Origin of the sequence: Citrobacter sp. LUTT5, assembly GCF_009905315.1 — a bacterium.
Lineage (GTDB): Bacteria > Pseudomonadota > Gammaproteobacteria > Enterobacterales > Enterobacteriaceae > Citrobacter > Citrobacter freundii.
Window position 1 is genome coordinate 717,985 of record NZ_CP047606.1, and the last position, 18,905, is coordinate 736,889.

18 protein-coding genes are annotated in these 18,905 nt (G+C 52.0%); 8 read left to right on the forward strand and 10 right to left on the reverse strand.

Going from position 1 to position 18,905, the window contains the following annotated elements:
* Positions 1 to 149 precede the first annotated feature (149 nt).
* Both plsC and ftsP read left to right on the forward strand, forming a co-directional pair.
* A complete protein-coding gene (gene plsC, locus GUC46_RS03475) occupies positions 150 to 887 on the forward strand; it encodes a 1-acylglycerol-3-phosphate O-acyltransferase (protein ID WP_003024540.1) in 738 nt (245 codons plus the stop codon).
* Positions 888 to 958: 71 nt separating this feature from the next.
* Positions 959 to 2,371, forward strand: a complete 1,413-nt coding sequence (ftsP, locus tag GUC46_RS03480) for a cell division protein FtsP (RefSeq protein WP_003024538.1) — start codon at positions 959 to 961, stop codon at positions 2,369 to 2,371.
* 16 nt (positions 2,372 to 2,387) lie between these two features.
* On the opposite strand, the gene GUC46_RS03485 is transcribed toward ftsP, so the two are convergent.
* Entirely contained in the window at positions 2,388 to 3,863 is a 1,476-nt protein-coding gene (locus tag GUC46_RS03485) for a TrkH family potassium uptake protein (protein WP_016150983.1), read from the reverse strand.
* A 199-nt stretch (positions 3,864 to 4,062) separates the two neighbouring features.
* Here GUC46_RS03485 and GUC46_RS03490 point away from each other — a divergent pair, with 199 nt between their 5' ends.
* A complete protein-coding gene (locus GUC46_RS03490; RefSeq protein ID WP_160179750.1) occupies positions 4,063 to 6,234 on the forward strand; it encodes a YgiQ family radical SAM protein in 2,172 nt (723 codons plus the stop codon).
* Between the two features lie 103 nt (positions 6,235 to 6,337).
* Here GUC46_RS03490 and GUC46_RS03495 read toward each other — a convergent pair whose 3' ends face one another.
* The 4 genes from GUC46_RS03495 to yqhD form a co-directional block, all read right to left on the reverse strand.
* On the reverse strand, positions 6,338 to 6,793 hold the full coding sequence (locus GUC46_RS03495) for an HIT family protein (RefSeq protein WP_003024529.1): 456 nt from the start codon (positions 6,791 to 6,793) through the stop codon (positions 6,338 to 6,340).
* 43 nt (positions 6,794 to 6,836) lie between these two features.
* A complete protein-coding gene (locus GUC46_RS03500; protein ID WP_016150982.1) occupies positions 6,837 to 8,291 on the reverse strand; it encodes a DASS family sodium-coupled anion symporter in 1,455 nt (484 codons plus the stop codon).
* A gap of 188 nt (positions 8,292 to 8,479) precedes the next feature.
* On the reverse strand, positions 8,480 to 9,307 hold the full coding sequence (gene dkgA / locus GUC46_RS03505) for a 2,5-didehydrogluconate reductase DkgA (protein ID WP_160179752.1): 828 nt from the start codon (positions 9,305 to 9,307) through the stop codon (positions 8,480 to 8,482).
* A 104-nt stretch (positions 9,308 to 9,411) separates the two neighbouring features.
* Positions 9,412 to 10,575, reverse strand: coding sequence for an alcohol dehydrogenase (gene yqhD / locus GUC46_RS03510; protein ID WP_003838168.1), 1,164 nt, complete (start codon positions 10,573 to 10,575; stop codon positions 9,412 to 9,414).
* Between the two features lie 194 nt (positions 10,576 to 10,769).
* On the opposite strand from yqhD, the gene GUC46_RS03515 reads away from it, so the two are divergent.
* Entirely contained in the window at positions 10,770 to 11,669 is a 900-nt protein-coding gene (locus tag GUC46_RS03515) for an AraC family transcriptional regulator (RefSeq protein ID WP_130715114.1), read from the forward strand.
* Positions 11,670 to 11,742: 73 nt separating this feature from the next.
* On the opposite strand, the gene yghB is transcribed toward GUC46_RS03515, so the two are convergent.
* Positions 11,743 to 12,402: a DedA family general envelope maintenance protein YghB gene (yghB, locus tag GUC46_RS03520; protein WP_003024510.1), complete on the reverse strand. Its 660-nt coding sequence runs from the start codon at positions 12,400 to 12,402 to the stop codon at positions 11,743 to 11,745.
* A gap of 131 nt (positions 12,403 to 12,533) precedes the next feature.
* Entirely contained in the window at positions 12,534 to 13,721 is a 1,188-nt protein-coding gene (metC, locus tag GUC46_RS03525; protein WP_003024509.1) for a cystathionine beta-lyase, read from the reverse strand.
* A gap of 250 nt (positions 13,722 to 13,971) precedes the next feature.
* On the opposite strand from metC, the gene exbB reads away from it, so the two are divergent.
* Together exbB and exbD are read left to right on the forward strand one after the other, a co-directional pair.
* Positions 13,972 to 14,706, forward strand: a complete 735-nt coding sequence (gene exbB, locus GUC46_RS03530) for a tol-pal system-associated acyl-CoA thioesterase (protein ID WP_003024507.1) — start codon at positions 13,972 to 13,974, stop codon at positions 14,704 to 14,706.
* Positions 14,707 to 14,712: 6 nt separating this feature from the next.
* Positions 14,713 to 15,138: a TonB system transport protein ExbD gene (gene exbD, locus GUC46_RS03535; protein WP_003024505.1), complete on the forward strand. Its 426-nt coding sequence runs from the start codon at positions 14,713 to 14,715 to the stop codon at positions 15,136 to 15,138.
* Positions 15,139 to 15,215: 77 nt separating this feature from the next.
* On the opposite strand, the gene GUC46_RS03540 is transcribed toward exbD, so the two are convergent.
* Both GUC46_RS03540 and GUC46_RS03545 read right to left on the reverse strand, forming a co-directional pair.
* Positions 15,216 to 15,623, reverse strand: coding sequence for a hypothetical protein (locus GUC46_RS03540; protein ID WP_003838178.1), 408 nt, complete (start codon positions 15,621 to 15,623; stop codon positions 15,216 to 15,218).
* A gap of 1 nt (position 15,624) precedes the next feature.
* Positions 15,625 to 16,029: a hypothetical protein gene (locus GUC46_RS03545; RefSeq protein WP_003024501.1), complete on the reverse strand. Its 405-nt coding sequence runs from the start codon at positions 16,027 to 16,029 to the stop codon at positions 15,625 to 15,627.
* A 104-nt stretch (positions 16,030 to 16,133) separates the two neighbouring features.
* Here GUC46_RS03545 and GUC46_RS03550 point away from each other — a divergent pair, with 104 nt between their 5' ends.
* Complete coding sequence (locus GUC46_RS03550; RefSeq protein ID WP_003024499.1) at positions 16,134 to 16,637, forward strand: ESA_00282 family adhesion-associated protein; 504 nt, start codon at positions 16,134 to 16,136, stop codon at positions 16,635 to 16,637.
* Positions 16,638 to 16,707: 70 nt separating this feature from the next.
* Here the strand turns inward: GUC46_RS03550 and GUC46_RS03555 are convergent, their stop codons facing one another.
* Positions 16,708 to 17,748, reverse strand: a complete 1,041-nt coding sequence (locus GUC46_RS03555) for an aldo/keto reductase (protein WP_003024497.1) — start codon at positions 17,746 to 17,748, stop codon at positions 16,708 to 16,710.
* Between the two features lie 155 nt (positions 17,749 to 17,903).
* Between GUC46_RS03555 and yghX the strand changes: the two genes are divergently transcribed.
* A complete protein-coding gene (yghX, locus tag GUC46_RS03560; RefSeq protein WP_003838186.1) occupies positions 17,904 to 18,791 on the forward strand; it encodes a YghX family hydrolase in 888 nt (295 codons plus the stop codon).
* Positions 18,792 to 18,905: the final 114 nt, after the last annotated feature.

Below are 18,905 nucleotides of genomic sequence, written 5' to 3' on the forward strand. Positions count from 1 at the left end.
TAAAAATTCCCGTGAAACCGTTGTTTATTCGTGCGTTGCGATTAACAATACGCTTTTCCAGAGAGCCGCCCTTAACAAAGCCCTAACCTGATACCGCGTGATGAATCAGGTGACGTAAAATGCCAGGCTCTTAGGCCTTAGAGGTTGTTATGCTATATATTTTTCGTTTAATTATTACTGTTATTTACTGCGTTCTGGTCTGTATTTTCGGTTGCATATACTGTCTGTTCAGCCCGCGAAATCCAAAACACGTTGCAACGTTCGGTCATATGTTTGGCCGCCTGGCTCCCCTTTATGGTCTGAAGGTCGAGTGCCGCATGCCGGCAGACGCGCAGAACTATGGTAATGCTATCTATATTTGTAACCATCAGAACAACTATGACATGGTTACTGCTGCGAATATCGTTCAACCGCCGACGGTGACGGTGGGTAAAAAAAGCCTGCTGTGGATCCCTTTCTTCGGGCAGCTGTACTGGTTAACCGGTAACCTGTTGATTGACAGAAATAACCGCGCAAAAGCGCACAGCACCATTGCTGCCGTGGTGAATCATTTCAAAAAACGCCGCATTTCTATCTGGATGTTCCCGGAAGGAACGCGTAGCCGCGGTCGCGGTCTGCTTCCGTTTAAAACCGGCGCGTTCCATGCAGCGATTGCTGCTGGTGTCCCGGTCATTCCGGTGTGCGTTTCCACAACCTCGAACAAGATAAAATTAAACAGACTCAATAATGGTCTGGCGATTGTCGAGATGTTGCCGCCGGTGGATATTAGCCACTTTGGCAAAGATCAGGTTCGTGAACTGGCAGCACATTGCCGCACGTTGATGGAACAAAAAATCGCAGAGCTCGATAAAGAAGTTGCTGAGCGGGAAGCCGCCGGTAAGGTTTAATCCGCGCAATTCGGGTTTTTTACAGGAAATGACTTCCTGCGTGTTAATAGCCAGTTTTTTATGGAGTTTATATGTCATTCAGTCGGCGTCAGTTCATTCAGGCATCGGGGATCGCACTGTGTGCAGGTGCTGTTCCGCTGAAGGCTAATGCTGCCGGTCAGCAACAACCGTTACCTGTGCCTCCGCTGCTGGAATCCCGCCGGGGGCAGCCGCTATTTATGACGCTGCAACGTGCGCACTGGTCCTTTACACAAGGCACGCGCGCACCTGTCTGGGGAATTAACGGCCGCTACCTGGGACCGACAATTCGCGTCTGGAAAGGGGATGACGTCAAGCTTATCTACAGCAACCGTCTGACTGAGAATGTCTCGATGACCGTCGCCGGGTTACAGGTACCAGGCCCGCTGATGGGCGGCCCGGCGCGCATGATGTCCCCGAATGCTGACTGGGCGCCGGTGCTACCGATTCGCCAGAATGCCGCCACGTTGTGGTATCACGCCAATACGCCAAATCGTACTGCTCAGCAGGTCTATAACGGCCTTGCCGGGATGTGGCTGGTTGAAGATGAAGTGAGTAAATCACTGTCTATTCCCAACCACTATGGCGTGGATGATTTTCCGGTCATTATCCAGGACAAGCGGTTGGACAACTTTGGCACGCCGGAATACAGCGAGCCCGGCAGCGGTGGCTTTGTCGGTGATACGTTGCTGGTCAATGGGGCGCAAAGCCCGTATGTCGAAGTCTCCCGCGGCTGGGTGCGCTTGCGTTTACTGAACGCTTCAAACTCGCGTCGTTACCAGCTGCAAATGAGCGATGGCCGTGCGCTGCATGTGATTTCCAGCGATCAGGGCTTTTTACCTGCGCCCGTTTCGGTGAAGCAGCTTTCGCTTGCGCCTGGCGAGCGTCGTGAGATCCTGGTGGATATGACGAACGGTAATGAGGTCTCTATCACCTGTGGCGAGGCAGCCAGTATTGTCGACAGGATCCGCGGGTTCTTTGAGCCTTCCAGTATTCTCATCTCCACGCTGGTGCTGACTCTGCGTCCAACGGGGCTTCTGCCGCTGGTGACTGACAGCCTGCCAATGCGCCTGCTGCCAACGGAAATCCTCAGCGGTTCGCCGATTCGCAGCCGTGATATCAGCCTGGACGATGACCCTGGCATCAACGGTCAGCTGTGGGACGTCAATCGTATGGATATTACCGCTCAGCAGGGCTCCTGGGAGCGCTGGACGGTGCGGGCGGATATGCCCCAGTCCTTCCATATTGAAGGCGTCTCGTTCCTGATCCGTAATGTGAATGGCGCGATGCCGTTCCCGGAAGACAGAGGCTGGAAAGATACCGTCTGGGTTGACGGCCAGGTTGAATTACTGGTTTATTACGGACAGCCTTCCTGGGCCCATTTCCCGTTCTACTTTAATAGCCAGACGCTGGAAATGGCAGATCGTGGCTCAATCGGACAGATGTTGGTGAACCCGGCGCCGTAATGCGCCGGGATTTCCGTTATGCCCGCCAGAACATGCGCGAGAACAGGATCAGAATGGGGTAAATCTCCAGACGCCCCATGATCATAGCCGCGCACATCAGTAGCTTTGCTTCCTCATTTAAGGTGCCAAATGTTGTGGCGGTGACGCCAAATCCTAGCCCCATATTGTTGATGCAGGCGGCGACGGTGGCAAAAGAGGAGAAGAGATCGTAGCCCATCAGATTGAGCGCCCAGATAAAAAAGCTGGTGAACAAAACGTAGAGAAAGAAAAAGCTCCATACCGAACGCACCACCCGGTCGCTTACCACGCTATTGCCCACTTTAATGTTCAGCAGGGCACGGGGATGCGCGAGCTGGTGTAACTCCTGACGGCACTGCTTGAACATAATCAAAAAACGCAGCACCTTAATCCCCCCGCAGGTCGATCCCACACAACCGCCGAAGAAACTGGCGCTGAGCAGCATGAAGATCGTGTGCGAAGGCCACTGCGCGTAATCCGCCGTCGACAGGCCATTATCTGTCAGCATCGAACTGGCCAGAAAAAAAGCATGCACCAGGCTGTCCGTTAATCCGTACATGCCTGCCCGCCAAACTTGCCAGGTGGCGATCAGAGTGACAACCAACGCAATAAGCAAAAAGAAACGCAGTTCGGCATTACGACGAAAGGGTTTGAAGGTACGTTTCACGATAGCCACGTACCAGAGGGTGAAGTTAAACGCAGACAGCAGGGAAAACACCCCAGCGACCAGCTCGATCGCATGGCTGTTATAGAAGCCGATGCTTTCACTGCGAGTGGAAAATCCGCCGAGAGAAACCGTCGACAGCCCGTGGCATAAGGCATCGAAGAACGACATCCCGGCAGCCCAGTAGGCCAGGGTACAGATAAGACCCAGAATGACATAGGTCAGCCACAGCGTACGTGCAGTATCAGCAAGTCTTGGCGTGAGGCGTTCTTCTTTAAAGGGGCCCGGCATTTCAGACTGATACAGCTTCATGCCGCCGATACCCAAAAGCGGTAATACCGCCACGGCGAGGACAATAACACCCAGGCCACCAATAAAATTGAGCTGAGCCCGATAGTAGAGATACGACTTCGGCATGGCGCTGACGTCGCCAATTACCGTTGCGCCCGTGGTGGTAATCCCGGAAACCCCTTCAAACAGGGCATCCGCAAAGGAGAGGTTTAAGCCATCGTCCATCCACATCGGCATCGCGCTGATAAACGAAAACAACAGCCAGAACAGGACGATAATAACGAAACCATCCCGTGTTCGCAGTTGAATACCCGCATGTTTGGTTGCTAGCCACGCCCCGCCGCCGAGGGTGAAGAAAGTCATAAATGTGCTGAAAAAAGCGAACAAACTCCGCTCTTTGTTTAACAAAGCGATGGTCATCGGTGGCAGCATAGAAAAGCTGTAGAGAAGAACCAGAAACCCACACAGGTGAACAACAACCCGTAACTGGGAAATATGCAGTGAATCGTTGAGTCGCAATGAAAAATCCCCCGCCGAAAAAGAGTTATCTCAGCTGGCCGGCATGGTGTTAATTATGATTGATAAAAATGAGCGTCGTAAAATTTAACAATTTATATAACTTTCTACTGCCCTGGTTCAGACTCCACTTCATTTCTTGTCGACATACAGCGTATAATCCCCGGCCTTTGATTATTTTTTTACCATTTTTGGAAGCATTATGAGCGCAATATCCCTGATCCAGCCGGACAGAGACCTTTTCTCTTGGCCGCAGTACTGGGCTGCCTGTTTTGGCCCGGCACCGTTTTTGCCGATGTCACGCGATGAAATGGACCAACTTGGCTGGGATAGCTGCGACATCATTCTGGTTACCGGCGATGCATACGTCGATCATCCCAGCTTTGGCATGGCAATATGCGGCCGTATGCTGGAAGCGCAGGGCTTTCGTGTAGGGATTATCGCCCAGCCGGAGTGGAACAACAAAGACGATTTTATGCGTTTGGGTAAACCGAACCTGTTCTTTGGTGTGACCGCAGGCAACATGGACTCGATGATCAACCGTTACACCGCAGATCGCCGACTGCGCCATGACGATGCCTACACACCAGACAACGTAGCAGGTAAACGCCCGGACCGCGCCACGCTGGTCTATACCCAGCGTTGTAAAGAAGCATGGAAAGATGTGCCGGTTATTCTCGGCGGCATTGAGGCCAGCCTGCGCCGTACCGCGCACTATGACTACTGGTCCGATACCGTTCGTCGCTCTGTTCTGGTGGATTCCAAAGCCGACATGCTGATGTTCGGCAACGGCGAACGTCCGCTGGTGGAAGTGGCGCATCGTCTGGCGATGGGCGAAACCATCGATCAGATCCGCGACGTGCGTAACACCGCGATTATGGTTAAAGAAGCGCTGCCGGGCTGGAGTGGCGTGGATTCCACGCGTCTCGACACGCCGGGCAAGATTGATCCGATCCCGCATCCGTACGGCGAAGATCTGCCGTGTGCTGACAACAAACCGGTCGCACCGAAAAAGCAGGAAGCGAAAGCGGTAACCGTACAGCCGCCGCGCCCGAAACCGTGGGAAAAAACCTACGTGCTGCTGCCATCCTTCGAAAAAGTGAAGGGCGACAAAGTACTGTATGCGCATGCGTCGCGTATCCTGCACCACGAAACCAACCCTGGCTGCGCGCGTGCGCTGATGCAAAAACACGGCGATCGCTACATCTGGATCAACCCGCCAGCTATTCCGCTGTCTACCGAAGAGATGGATAGCGTCTTTGCGCTGCCGTACAAGCGCGTGCCGCACCCGGCGTATGGCGACAGCCGCATTCCGGCCTATGAGATGATCCGTTTCTCGATCAACATTATGCGTGGCTGCTTTGGCGGCTGTTCGTTCTGTTCGATCACCGAGCACGAAGGCCGCATCATCCAGAGCCGCTCTGAAGACTCGATCATCAATGAAATCGAAGCCATTCGCGACACCGTTCCGGGCTTTACCGGCGTGATTTCCGACCTCGGCGGCCCAACGGCGAACATGTATATGCTGCGCTGTAAGTCACCGCGTGCGGAGCAGACCTGCCGTCGTCTGTCATGCGTCTACCCGGATATCTGTCCGCATATGGATACCAACCACGAACCGACGATTAACCTTTATCGCCGGGCGCGTGATTTGAAAGGCATTAAAAAGATCCTCATTGCTTCCGGTGTGCGCTATGACATCGCGGTTGAAGATCCGCGCTATATCAAAGAACTGGCGACCCACCACGTTGGCGGCTATCTGAAGATTGCGCCAGAGCATACTGAAGAAGGCCCGCTGTCGAAGATGATGAAGCCGGGGATGGGCAGCTACGATCGCTTTAAGGAGTTGTTCGATACCTACTCTAAACAGGCGGGTAAAGAACAGTACCTGATCCCGTACTTCATCTCCGCGCACCCGGGTACGCGTGACGAGGATATGGTGAATCTGGCGCTGTGGCTGAAGAAGCATCGTTTCCGTCTCGACCAGGTACAGAACTTCTATCCGTCGCCGCTGGCAAACTCGACCACCATGTATTACACCGGCAAAAACCCGTTGGGTAAAATTGGTTATAAGAGTGAAGACGTGGTGGTGCCGAAAGGTGATAAGCAGCGCCGTTTGCATAAAGCCCTGCTGCGTTACCACGATCCAGCTAACTGGCCGTTAATCCGCCAGGCGCTGGAAGACATGGGTAAAAAGCATCTGATCGGCGGTCGTCGTGAATGTCTGGTTCCGGCGCCTACGCTGGAAGAGATGCGCGAAGCACGTCGCCAGAATCGTCATACCCGTCCGGCGTTGACCAAGCACACCCCGGTGGCGCACCAGCGCCAGACCCCTGCCGCAAACAAAAAACGCGGGAAAGTAGCGGGACGTTAATTTGCTTTGCCCGGTGGTGAAATGCTTATCAGGCCTACGAGCAGCACAGTTTTGTAGGCCGGATAAGGTGCTTGCACCGCCATCCGGCAGAAGTGCTCAGTATTTATGCCTCACGAATTCTGGCCGCTAATGCGGCCAGTTTTGCATCATCCGCCCGTTCATGATCGTGTGATGACAGATACCCTTCATATTGCTCGAAAAATTTGGTCTGCCGCGACTCAATCGGTTTCCAGTGAGTTAGATCGCCAGTGCCGTGCATGGGGCTTAATTTGCTGTGCACATGGTCTACGCCGAAACCTTCGAAGAACATCCCCGTACGACTGACATCCGGGAAAGCCTTATCCAGTTTCTTAGCCACTTTTTGGGTTGCCATCATCAGGTCAGCCAAAGCCTGCGGCGGCATATCGAAGGCATAGCTGGGGTAATGCTTTTTCGGGATCACCACGGTAAAACCGTCGGTGTTCGGGAAAATTGACAGAAAAGCCAGATGGTGCTCGTCTTCCCAGACCTTATGGCAGGGTGCTTTACCTTCAACAATTTGACAGAAAATACAGGTCATTCCTTTTCTCCGTAGGTAAGGTATTCGTCAGGACGCAGTCAGTTTAGTACAGACCCAACACCTTCCACCACATCAGACCCACGGTAATAAAGACCGCCTGATTAAACAGGCTGATGATAAATCCTGTGCGCCACCAGACGCCCGTTGGAACGTACCCGGCGCCAAACAGGATTGGACCGCGAGCGTGGGTGTACTGGGTGAGCGAGCAGTACAAACTGCTGGTGAAGGCCAGCATTAACGCCGTGGGGGCTGCGGGGATATTCAGATGCAGTCCGACGCCGAGGAAAACGGCGTACAGCGCGGCAATCTGTGCATTACCGCTGGCAAAAAAGTAGTGGGTATAGAAGTAGGCGGCATTCAGCAGCAACAGGACGATCACCCAACTGGTACCGTGCATAGTACTGCTCAGGCTATCGCCGATCAGATTGCCAAACCAGGTAGTGAAACCTAGTTTTTTCAGCTGGTTCGCCATCATCAGCAGTGCGGCAAACCAAATCAGCGTGTCCCATGCGCCTTTCTCGCTTTTCACATCTTCCCAGCTCAGAACGCCGCTTAGCAATAAAATGGACAGTCCCACGAACGAGGCTGTAGTGGCGTCGACGCCTAACGTATCGCCAAAAATCCACAGCACCAGCAGTACGCCGACGGTAACCAGCATCAGCCATTCGCCGCGAGACATGCTGCCCATTTCAGCCAGCTCTTTGCGCGCCAGGTTCGGGGCATCCGGCGTGTGCTTTATTTCCGGGCGCACGATCCAGTAGACCAGCAGTGGAACCAGCAGTAAGGACACAAGGCATGGCAGCAGCGCCGCCATAAACCAGCTGCCCCAGGTCAGCGTGACGCCCGCATTGGCCGCCAACTTCACCGCCAACAGGTTGCCGGTATAACCGGTCATAAAGAGCGCGGCGGTGACGTCGTTGACGTTGCCAATGCAGGTGATAAGAAAGGTACCGATTTTACTGCGGGACTCATCTTCCGGGTTCGAATGGAAACTGCGTGCCAGAGAGTCGGCAATCGGATAGATGACGCCGCCGCAGCGTGCTGTATTACTCGGCATTGCCGGGGAGAGGATCAGATCGGCAAAAGCCAGACCATAGGCGAGTCCCAGCGTGCGCTTGCCGAGCAGACGGATCATCTGCAGCGCAATGCGTCGTCCGAGGCCAGTTTTGATAAAACCGCGGGCAATCATAAAAGCCACGACGATAAGCCAGATAAGTGAACTGTTCAGTTCGCTTAGCGCTGTGGTGATAGCGCCGCTGGCGGTTTTATCCCCGGCCGCATAGGCGAGTGCAAAAACCGTAATCCCAATAATGCCGACCGCGCCGATGGGTAAAACTTTTGCCACGATAGAAGCAATCGTCGCAACGAAGATAATTGCCGAATGCCAGGCTGGCGCACTTAACCCGGATGGAGGGGTAAGTTGCCACAGCCCGGCAGAAATGAATGTTATAAGAATTAATGGGAGCCATTTGACTCCGCTACCTTTTTTCTCAGTCACGGTTACGCACCTATGGATATGGTGAATACATTCATCAAATAAATATATTTATTTGATAATTAACAGGTTATGTTGCGCAATGCTGCTCCAGTGACTGCAAGAAATACAACAATATATGTGCGTGAATTGTTTCCTGATATTTCAAATCAGTAAAGGCCCGACGAGAGTGTCGGGCTGGAGGGAAGGGGTTAACCGCCCAACTGGTCCGGGTCTGGCCCCAGACGCTTGCCCTGATCGAGTTTCGCGATTTCGCCTAATTCATCTTTATCCAGGCGGAAGTCCCAGACGTTAAAGTTTTCTGCGATACGCGCAGGGGTGACCGATTTCGGAATCACCACCAGGCCGCTATCCAGATGCCAGCGGATGACAATCTGCGCCGGTGATTTGCCATATTTCTCTGCGAGGTCACGGATTATCTTTTGATCGAAGACGTCTTTGCCGCCCTGCGCCAGCGGGCTCCAGGATTCGGTCTGGATTTTATGTGTGGCGTTCCAGGCGTGCAGCTGGCGCTGCTGCATGAGCGGGTGAAGTTCTATCTGATTAATCACCGGAGGTACGCCGGTTTCATCCATCAGCCGCTGGAGATGGTTGATCTGAAAGTTGCACACGCCGATGCTCTTAATCAGCCCTTCTTTTTGCAGGTCGATCATGTTTTCCCACGCTTCAACGTAGTGGTCGATCGCCGGAACTGGCCAGTGCATCAGGTACAGATCGAGGTAATCAAGCTGGAGTTTCTCCATGCTTTCGAGCAAGGCTTCCCGGGGGCGTTTCTGGTCATCATTCCACAGCTTGGTGGTAATGAATAACTCTTCCCGTGGCACGCCTGCGTCACGTATTGCTTTGCCGACACCTTCTTCATTTTTGTACGCTGCCGCGGTATCAATTGAACGATACCCCACTTCCAGCGCTTTATGAATGGCAGTGATGACTTCTTCGTTGCTTGCCTTCCAGACCCCCAGGCCCAGTTGCGGCATGACGTTACCATCCTGTAGTTTGATAATGGTTGGAGTGGTCATAATTCCTCCCCTTAATGACTGTCACCGGAACATACTCCGGTGACATAGGTGTGACTTAAGTCTGGTATAAATACCCAAAAACGAAAGGCGGAGGTTAAAAAACCTTAGCGGGCAGCTTCGTAAATCCGACGGCTGACCTCAAGCGTAATGTCCTGATGTTCGCCCAGTTTCGTACCGCCATGCGCTTGCAGTTTTTCCAGCAGCGCCGGGATGGAGCTACCGTCCAGACCGTAGTCAGACAGGCGAGTCGGTACGCCCATTTGTTCGAAGAAAGCGCGGGTTGCGGCAATGGCGGCGTCGATGCGCTGGTCATCGCTTCCTTCGGTGATATTCCAGATACGCTCTGCGTATTGCAGCAGTTTGGCACGCTTGGTATCACGTTTTTCATTCCACAGCGCTGGCAGAACGATGGCCAGTGTTTGAGCATGATCCAGACCGTGCATTGCAGTCAGTTCATGGCCCAGCATATGCGTTGCCCAGTCCTGCGGTACCCCTGCGCCAATCAGACCGTTCAGCGCCTGGGTTGCCGCCCACATGACGTTCGCACGCACGTTGTAGTTTTCCGGCTCCTGCAAGGCTTTCGGACCTTCTTCTACCAGTGTGAGCAGAATGCCTTCGGCAAAGCGATCCTGAATTTTCCCGTCGACCGGATAAGTCACATACTGCTCAACGGTATGAACGAACGCATCCACGACGCCGTTTGCAACCTGACGTGGCGGCAGGGTGTAGGTGTAAACCGGATCCAGTACGGCAAATACTGGCTGCACAAACGGGGTCATAAAGGCCAGTTTATCGCCGGTGGTTTTACGCGAAATTACCGCGCCGGAGTTAGATTCAGAGCCGGTTGCAGGCAGGGTTAATACGGAGCCCATCGGGATGGCGCTTGTTACGTCGTTGCCGTGGGTTTCCAGAATACGCCATGGATCGATGCCGTCAGCGTACTGTGCAGCAGCCGCGATGAATTTGGTGCCGTCCAACACGGAACCGCCGCCTACTGCCAGCAGAAACGTCACTTTCTCATCACGCACGATTTTTACCGCGTTCATCAGCGTTTCATAAGACGGATTTGGCTCGATACCGCCAAACTCCAGCACGTCCAGGCCTTTCAGCGCGTCCTGAACCTGTGCCAGGACACCTGTTTTTTTCACGCTGCCGCCGCCGTAAGTAACCAGTACGCGAGCGTCCTGAGGAATTTGATCGCGCAGCTCAGCAATCGCGCCTTTACCAAACAAAATACGTGTTGGGGTATGGAGATTAAAGTTGTTCATTGCTCGTTCCCTTTGGTGGGTAATAGAAGAGGGCAGGAGAGTGTCTGCCGGATGATGAACATTGTGGTCGCCCGCCGCGCTGCTCTCAATGCTCATTTCTGCCGATGTCTTGCCCATTTCTACAGACTGCTGGAGAAAACGGATAAATCTGCGCATTATGTCAGGGTCGAAAAACGATAATGAAATGGTGACCCATGAACCGTGATGAGATCTGCCTTCTGCTGACAGATAAAATTAAGCATCTGAAAAGCAATGAAAATAAACTTAACGAACTGCTGCCAGATGTCCGCCTGCTACACGGTACGGAGCCGGCGGCGCGTACACCAGTCATGTATCAGCCAGGCATCATATTTCTCTTTTCGGGACATAAAATTGGTTACATTAATGAGCGCGTATTTCGCTATGACGCCAACGAATACCTGCTGCTAACCGTACCTTTACCCTTCGAATGTGAAACGTATGCGACGCCGGAGGTTCCTCTGGCCGGTATTTACCTGAATGTCGATATCCTGCAACTGCAGGAGCTGTTGATGGACATTGGGGAAGACGAGCTGTTCCAGCCCGCTATGGCTGCCAGTGGGATTAACTCCGCGACGCTCTCAGACGAAATTCTCTGTGCTGCTGAGCGCCTGCTGGATGTGATGGAGCGACCGCTGGATGCGCGTATTCTGGGGAAACAGATCATTCGCGAAATCCTCTACCATGTGCTGACCGGGCCGCGCGGTGGCGCGTTACTTGCGCTGGTAAGTCGCCAGACGCATTTCAGTTTGATAAGCCGGGTACTCAAGCGGATTGAAACCAAATACACCGAAAACCTCAATGTAGAACAGCTGGCGGCAGAGGCGAACATGAGCGTATCGGCGTTTCATCATAATTTTAAAGCGGTGACCAGTACCTCGCCGCTGCAATATCTGAAGAGCTATCGCCTGCATAAAGCACGGATGATGATGATCCACGATGGAATGAAGGCCAGTGCGGCTGCAATGCGCGTCGGCTATGAGAGCGCATCGCAATTCAGTCGGGAGTTCAAACGTTTCTTTGGCGTAACGCCGGGGGAAGATGCGGCAAGAATTCGTATGATGCAGGGGAGTTGATTTCTTGTCGGCTTTAAAGCTAGCTGTGCGCCATCAATGAAATGCCGGAGTGACTCCGGCATACGGATAATACTCAGGCGCTACAGTATTTTTTTTTAATTACCACGAACAGCGTTCCCAACAGACCTGCGGTTAACAGGGCAATCGGCAGGATCATTAAAAAGGTCATCACCTGATCTTCATGACGTTTGACGAACGGGATCATACTCAGCGCATAGCCGAAACTGGTAACGACGGTGACCCACAGCAGTCCGCTCAGCCAGTTAAAAAACTGGAACCGACGGTTAGGAAGCCCTGAAATGCCCGCCATCGTTGGCAGCAAGGTACGGACGAACGCCAGGAAACGCCCGGCAAGCAGCGCCATCAACCCGTGTTGGTCAAACATGCAGGTAGCGCGTTGATGGTATTTTTCAGGTAATTGCGCCAGCCAGCCTTTCACCGTGCGCGTGTTGCCCAGCCAGCGTCCCTGAATGTAGCTCAGCCAGCAGCCCAGACTGGCTGCGGCAGTCAGAATAGCTATGGTAGGTAAAAAACTCATCACGTCCTGAGCGATCAGCGCTCCTGCCAGTAATAACAGGCTGTCTCCGGGTAAAAAGGAGGCGGGCAGCAGGCCATTTTCTAAAAACAGTGTGGCGAACATGACGAAGTACACCACGCTCACAACGTGCGGATCCGCCAGTGCGGCAAAATCGTGTTGCCAGAGCGCGGAGACAATATCTTGAATGACTACCATGGACTTTCCTGTGGAACAGCGTTTATATGTGGATTGTACTCCTGAATTGCCCGGGATGCCTTGATCCCGGACGCAACAATTGCAGACTTTTCCACCAGAAGTGTCTGCATATATGTCCATCTGTGGCAATTTTACTCGATTCGGGCAAATCCTGCGGCCAAATCGGCAATCAGATCGTCAACATTCTCTAAACCAATATGCAAACGGATGAGCGTTCCGCTGAAGTCCACCTCGCCTTGCGGACGGATTGCCGCAATGTGTTCCGGCTGGTTGGCGAGAATCAGCGACTCAAAACCGCCCCAGGAGTAGGCCATGCTGAACAGGCTGAAGTGATCCAGATACGCGGCCAGCTCCTCATTATTGAGTTTCTTATTCAATACAAAGGAGAACAGGCCGCTGCTGCCGGTGAAATCACGCTTCCAGAATTCATGCCCTTTACTGCCGGGCAGTGCCGGGTGGTTCACGCGGGCGACCTGCGGATGGCTGGCCAGCCACTCGGCGACCTTTAAGCTGCTTTCATGGTGCTGACGCAGGCGTACACTCAGCGTACGCAGCCCACGACTGGTCATATAGGCGGTATCGGCGTCCAGCATTTGCCCCATCAGATACGCATTTTCGCGAAGTTGATCCCAGCAGCGGGCATTAGATACCGCCGTTCCGACCATGCCGTCGGAATGGCCAATCAGATATTTGGTGCCTGCCTGAATAGAAATATCGATGCCAAAATCCAGCGCTTTGAACAGCACTCCGGCAGCCCAGGTGTTATCAATCATGATGATTGCGTCAGGTGCTACGCTTCTGACGGCGGCAACAATTGCCGGAACATCATGCACTTCCATGGTGACAGAGCCGGGCGACTCCAGAAATACGACTTTGGTGTTCGGCTGCATGTGCTTCACAATATCGGCGCCAATCAGCGGATCGAACCAGCCGGTGGACACGCCAAGCTTGCCGAGAATTTTGGTGCAGAAATCCTGACTGGGTTCATAGGCGGTATTGGTCATCAGCACATGATCGCCTTGCTCCACAAAAGCGAGGATGGTGTTGGCAACGGCAGCCGCACCGCAAGGGAACAAGGCGCAACCCGCGCCGCCTTCCAATTCGCACATCGCTTCCTGCAGAGAGAAATGCGTCAGGGTTCCGCGACGTCCATAGAAAAGCGCACCGTTGGCACGGTTGTGTGTGGCCTGCTTTTTGGCCTCCACGGTGTCAAACACCAGCGAAGAAGCGCGCTGGATCACGCTATTTACCGAGCCCAGCGTGTATTTTTTACTGCGTCCTGCGTGAACGAGCTTGGTTTCAAGTTGCTTATCTGCCATGTTGTCTTACCTGTTTTTATACGTCTGGATGTCTAAACTACCATGAATCAAAGATGACGCATCCTGCAGAACGGTCATACAGTAGAAAATAATCTCAAAATGCTTCTGGTGACTTTTTTACTGCGTAAGCGCAAGGAAAAGAAACCAAAGGTGCGGCAATATGTAAATAGTAATGAGAACGACTATCAATTCGACGTCTTTTTGATATCATTACGCTCAGATTTTGTGATTTGCGTCCTGGAGATACAGAGTGGGTAATAATTTGATGCAGACGGATCTTTCCGTCTGGGGTATGTATCAGCACGCCGATATCGTGGTTAAGTGCGTGATGATTGGGCTGATTTTGGCGTCAGTGGTCACCTGGGCTATCTTCTTTAGTAAGAGCCTTGAGTTCTTTACTCAGAAACGCCGCCTTAAGCGTGAACAGCAACTGCTGGCGGAAGCCCGCTCTTTAGATCAGGCAAGTGAGATTGCCGCAGGATTCGATGGCAAAAGCCTGGGCGCACAGTTGATTAACGAAGCGCAAAACGAGCTGGAACTGTCAGAAGGCAGTGACGATAACGAAGGCATTAAAGAGCGTACCGGCTTCCGTCTGGAGCGTCGTGTGGCGGCGGTAGGTCGTCATATGGGACGCGGTAACGGATACCTGGCCACCATCGGGGCTATCTCTCCATTCGTCGGTCTGTTCGGTACCGTATGGGGCATCATGAATAGCTTCATCGGGATTGCACAAACTCAAACGACCAACCTGGCCGTTGTTGCGCCGGGTATCGCAGAAGCGCTGTTAGCGACCGCAATTGGTCTGGTCGCAGCAATTCCAGCGGTTGTTATCTACAACATTTTCGCACGTCAGATTGGCAGCTATAAAGCGATGCTGGGTGATGTCGCGGCACAGGTGCTGTTACTGCAAAGTCGCGATCTGGACCTGAACGCAAGCGCATCCGCGCATCCGGTACGTGCAGCGCAGAAATTACGTGTAGGATAATGTTCCATGGCAATGAGCTTTAATGAAAACCTGGACGATAACGGTGAAATGCATGAAATCAACGTGACGCCGTTTATCGACGTTATGTTGGTTTTATTGATCATTTTTATGGTGGCCGCACCGTTGGCAACGGTGGATGTGAAAGTGAATCTTCCTGCCTCCACCAGCACGCCGCAGCCGCGTCCGGAAAAGCCGGTATACCTATCTGTTAAAGCCGATAAAAGTATGTTTATTGGCAACAATCAGGTGACGGATGACACCATGATTAGCGAGTTAAATGCACTGACAGATGGGAAGAAAGACACCACCATTTTCTTCAGGGCAGATAAAACCGTTGATTATGAGACCATGATGAAGGTTATGGATACGCTGCATCAGGCGGGCTTCCTGAAGATTGGTCTGGTTGGCGAAGAGACTGTGAAAGCGAAGTAATCCTCCTCATTGCCGGGTAATGGTTGCCGCCTTACCCGGCGTGCATCTCCTGATTCAACTCCCTCGCATACCTGTTCTTATCTGTTCTCGTCTAACGCGACCGTGGTTATCCTGGTGGGTTCGTAGTTCCCTTCAGACAGCTTTCGTGTCAGGCGTAAGGTGGCCGTTTCCCGTGCGAGTATATGCTGGTAGGTGCTTTCCAGTCGGGCCATGATTTTGTCCCGCAGTTCTGGTTGCTGCTCCATAATGGCTTCGATCGCGGCACCGTAGATCTCTTCTTTAGCCTGTAGCGTGTAAATTTCACGCCGATTTTGCCATTTCATCCGCACCAGTGCAGCGGGAATAGAGACTATCTCCTGAGCAACGCTTTCCAGCGTCGCGTTTTTATTGGCAATCAACACGGCTAAATTTTGCTTTAAGACAAACTCATCGCTTTTATGGTTATCTAAAGCCAAATAAACATTGTTATCCTCAACATCTTTCATTTTATTTCTCTTCCAGAGAATAAAAAATAGGGTCGCTGGTTTCACGCGTAATTAAATTAAGCCAAATTTTGTTGCCCTGTTCATTTATGATGGCTGTTTTTTGAGTCAAAATTTTACTTAATTCTTGTGCGTTAATATCGCCTTCTGCTTGTAGTGAATTGAGCAGGCGAGAGAATGACTCAATTTTTGCTGCACGAAACAGACGCTCTTTTAAATGACGGTCGCACTCTTCAAATAGCATATTTCGTGATTGACCGGTAGCCGTTGAGCTAATCAAAATATCAGATTCGTAATCGCTTAATGTTCTCTTTCCCTGAGTCAAATTTTCACTATTATCTACGGGATTGGTATTGGTAGCGGGGCTGGATAAGTGAAAGTGCGAGGGAACAAGATGCTCGGGAAGCATGTTGAAATATCCTTTGATGCCAATGATATGTTGTTTTAAATAAACCAGGCCGCGTTGACAATAGCATGGCGTAATTTTAAAATCAAAAAAAATGGAGCCAGTATATGAACAGTATATTTTATTCTGTTATTACCCTGCTATTGCTGACCTGCGGGGTACTTTTGTTAATGCGCAGTGCAAATAAAAACCGACATGCCGAAAATGGGCACTCTGAAAACCAGCCGGAAATGCTGAGTAAAGAAGAAGGCGAGGACCATTTCTCGGTATTGATGAATTCGATTACGCCGGTCTGGTATTGGCGCGTTAATCACGAATATATCGATTTTATCCACTCCACGATCAAGCGGATGACAATGGTGGAGTTGAATGAGACACCTGGATTATTTGATGCGCAGCGGCGTTGTAGCGATCTCAACTCTGCGGTGTATAAATATTACGACAATATTAAAAAGCGCTGTTTGAGCGGTGAGAAGGTCCCGCATGCCGACCTGGACGTGCTCAACCTGCGTCAGTGTTTCAGGGAGTTCAGTCTGGAGGCTTATCCCGCGCTTGTCGCGCTGGTGTGGCCGGAGTATCAACGCCCGGAGATCAAAGCGGAAGAGGTGTGAAGGGGACTGTTTGGCCCGTATTACGTGCCGGGGAGGCTAACGCTGTCACCCGGCACGATGTTACATACGGCTATTTGTCAGATGAGGCCTGCCACAGGTTCAGCTTACCGTCCGCGACGTGCTTATCGATCTGCGCCAGTTCTTCGGTGCTGAACGTCAGGTTCGCCAACGCCTGAACGTTTTCCTCCAGTTGCTCCGGTCGACTGGCGCCAATTAATACCGAAGTCACCCGGTTGTCTTTTAGCAGCCAGCTTAAGGCCATTTGTGCCATCGACTGTCCACGCTGTTGCGCCATCTCATTGAGCAACCGCAGGCTGTTAAGATTTTCTTCCGTCAGCATATTTTCCGTCAGCCCACGAACTTTTTTCCCTTCACGCTGCATGCGTGAACCTTCCGGAATGCCGTTGAGGTATTTCCCCGTCAGCAGTCCCTGAGCCAGTGGCGTAAAGGCGATGCAGCCCATGCCATTGGATTCCAGCGTATCCAGCAGGCCGCTGCTGTCTACCCAGCGGTTAAGCAGGTTGTAAGACGGTTGGTGGATCAGCAGGGGAATTTTCCATTCCCGCATCAGCTCGGCCATTTTCTGCGTACGCTCTGGCGAATAGGATGAGATGCCGACATACAGCGCTTTGCCGCTCTGTACGGCGTGGGCCAGGGCTGAGGCGGTCTCTTCCATTGGCGTATTTTCGTCGACGCGGTGCGAGTAGAAGATATCGACATAGTCGAGGCCCATGCGTTTCAGGCTCTGATCGAGGCTGGCGAGCAGGTATTTGCGCGAACCGCCAGAACCGTATGGCCCTGGCCACATGTCATAGCCTGCCTTGGTGGAGATAATCAGTTCATCGCGATAGTGTGCAAAATCCTCGCGCAGTAATCGGCCAAAATTCTCTTCTGCGCTGCCTGGTGGCGGCCCATAGTTATTGGCTAAATCAAAATGCGTGATGCCTAAATCAAATGCTTTACGCAACAGGGCTCGCTGTGAATCCAGCGCCTGAACGTGCCCAAAACTGTGCCATAAACCCAGCGATAGAGCGGGTAAGCGCAAACCGCTGCGCCCACAGTAGCGATAGAGCATCTGTTCGTAACGTTCAGGATTGGCAAACCAGGCCATGAGATCTCCTTAGTGCAGGTGAATTTCGAAACAACGTTTCTATTCTAGCGGGTTCACGGTGAATATCCCGTTCACCAGGTCACACTGAGATGAAAAACTGGGCAAAAACAGGTCACTGTGCTTTGCTTAAAAAAACATCAATCAGGAGTGCGACGATGCCGCGTTTGACTGCCAAAGATTTTCCGCAAGAACTGCTCGACTACTATGACTATTACGCTCATGGCAAAATAACGAAACGCGAGTTTCTCAATATGGCAGCGAAATATGCAGTGGGTGGCATGACGGCATTGGCCTTATTCAATTTATTGAAACCCAACTACGCTCTCGCAACGCAGGTAGAATTTACCGATCCCGATATTCTGGCGGAATATATTACCTATCCCTCGCCTGAAGGACATGGTGATGTGCGGGGGTATTTGGTTAAACCAACGAAGGTGACGCGGAAAGTTCCGGCGGTGGTGGTAGTGCATGAGAATCGTGGGCTGAATCCGTATATTGAAGATGTGGCGCGACGGGTGGCGAAGGCGGGCTTTATGGCACTCGCGCCTGATGGGTTAAGTTCGGTAGGGGGATACCCAGGCAATGATGATAAAGGTCGGGAATTGCAGCAGCAGGTTGACCCCGTAAAGTTAATGAACGACTTTTTTGCCGCCATTGAATTTATGCAGCATTATTCAGGGACGACGGGAAAGGTAGGTATCACCGGATTTTGCTATGGTGGTGGTGTGTCGAATGCCGCAGCTGTGGCTTTCCCTGAACTGGCCTGCGCGGTGCCTTTTTATGGGCGTCAGGTTCCTGCATCAGATGTCCCTAAAATAAGCGCGCCTTTATTACTGCACTATGCGCAATTAGATACCCGAATTAATGAGGGATGGCCTGCATATGAAGCGGCGCTAAAGGCGAATAAGAAAGTCTATGAAGCATATATCTACCCCGGTGTTAATCATGGCTTTCACAATGATTCTACCCCTCGTTATGATAAAGCTACCGCTGAATTAGCCTGGGAACGTACCCTTGCGTGGTTTGATAAATATTTGCGATAGAAAACAATAGATTATTTAATGCTTTTAATTAATTACCTGAATAATAATGCTATCTAATTTCATTAGCATTCATATTGATATAGGGTGGAGAGATAGTGGATGTACTTAAGAAAG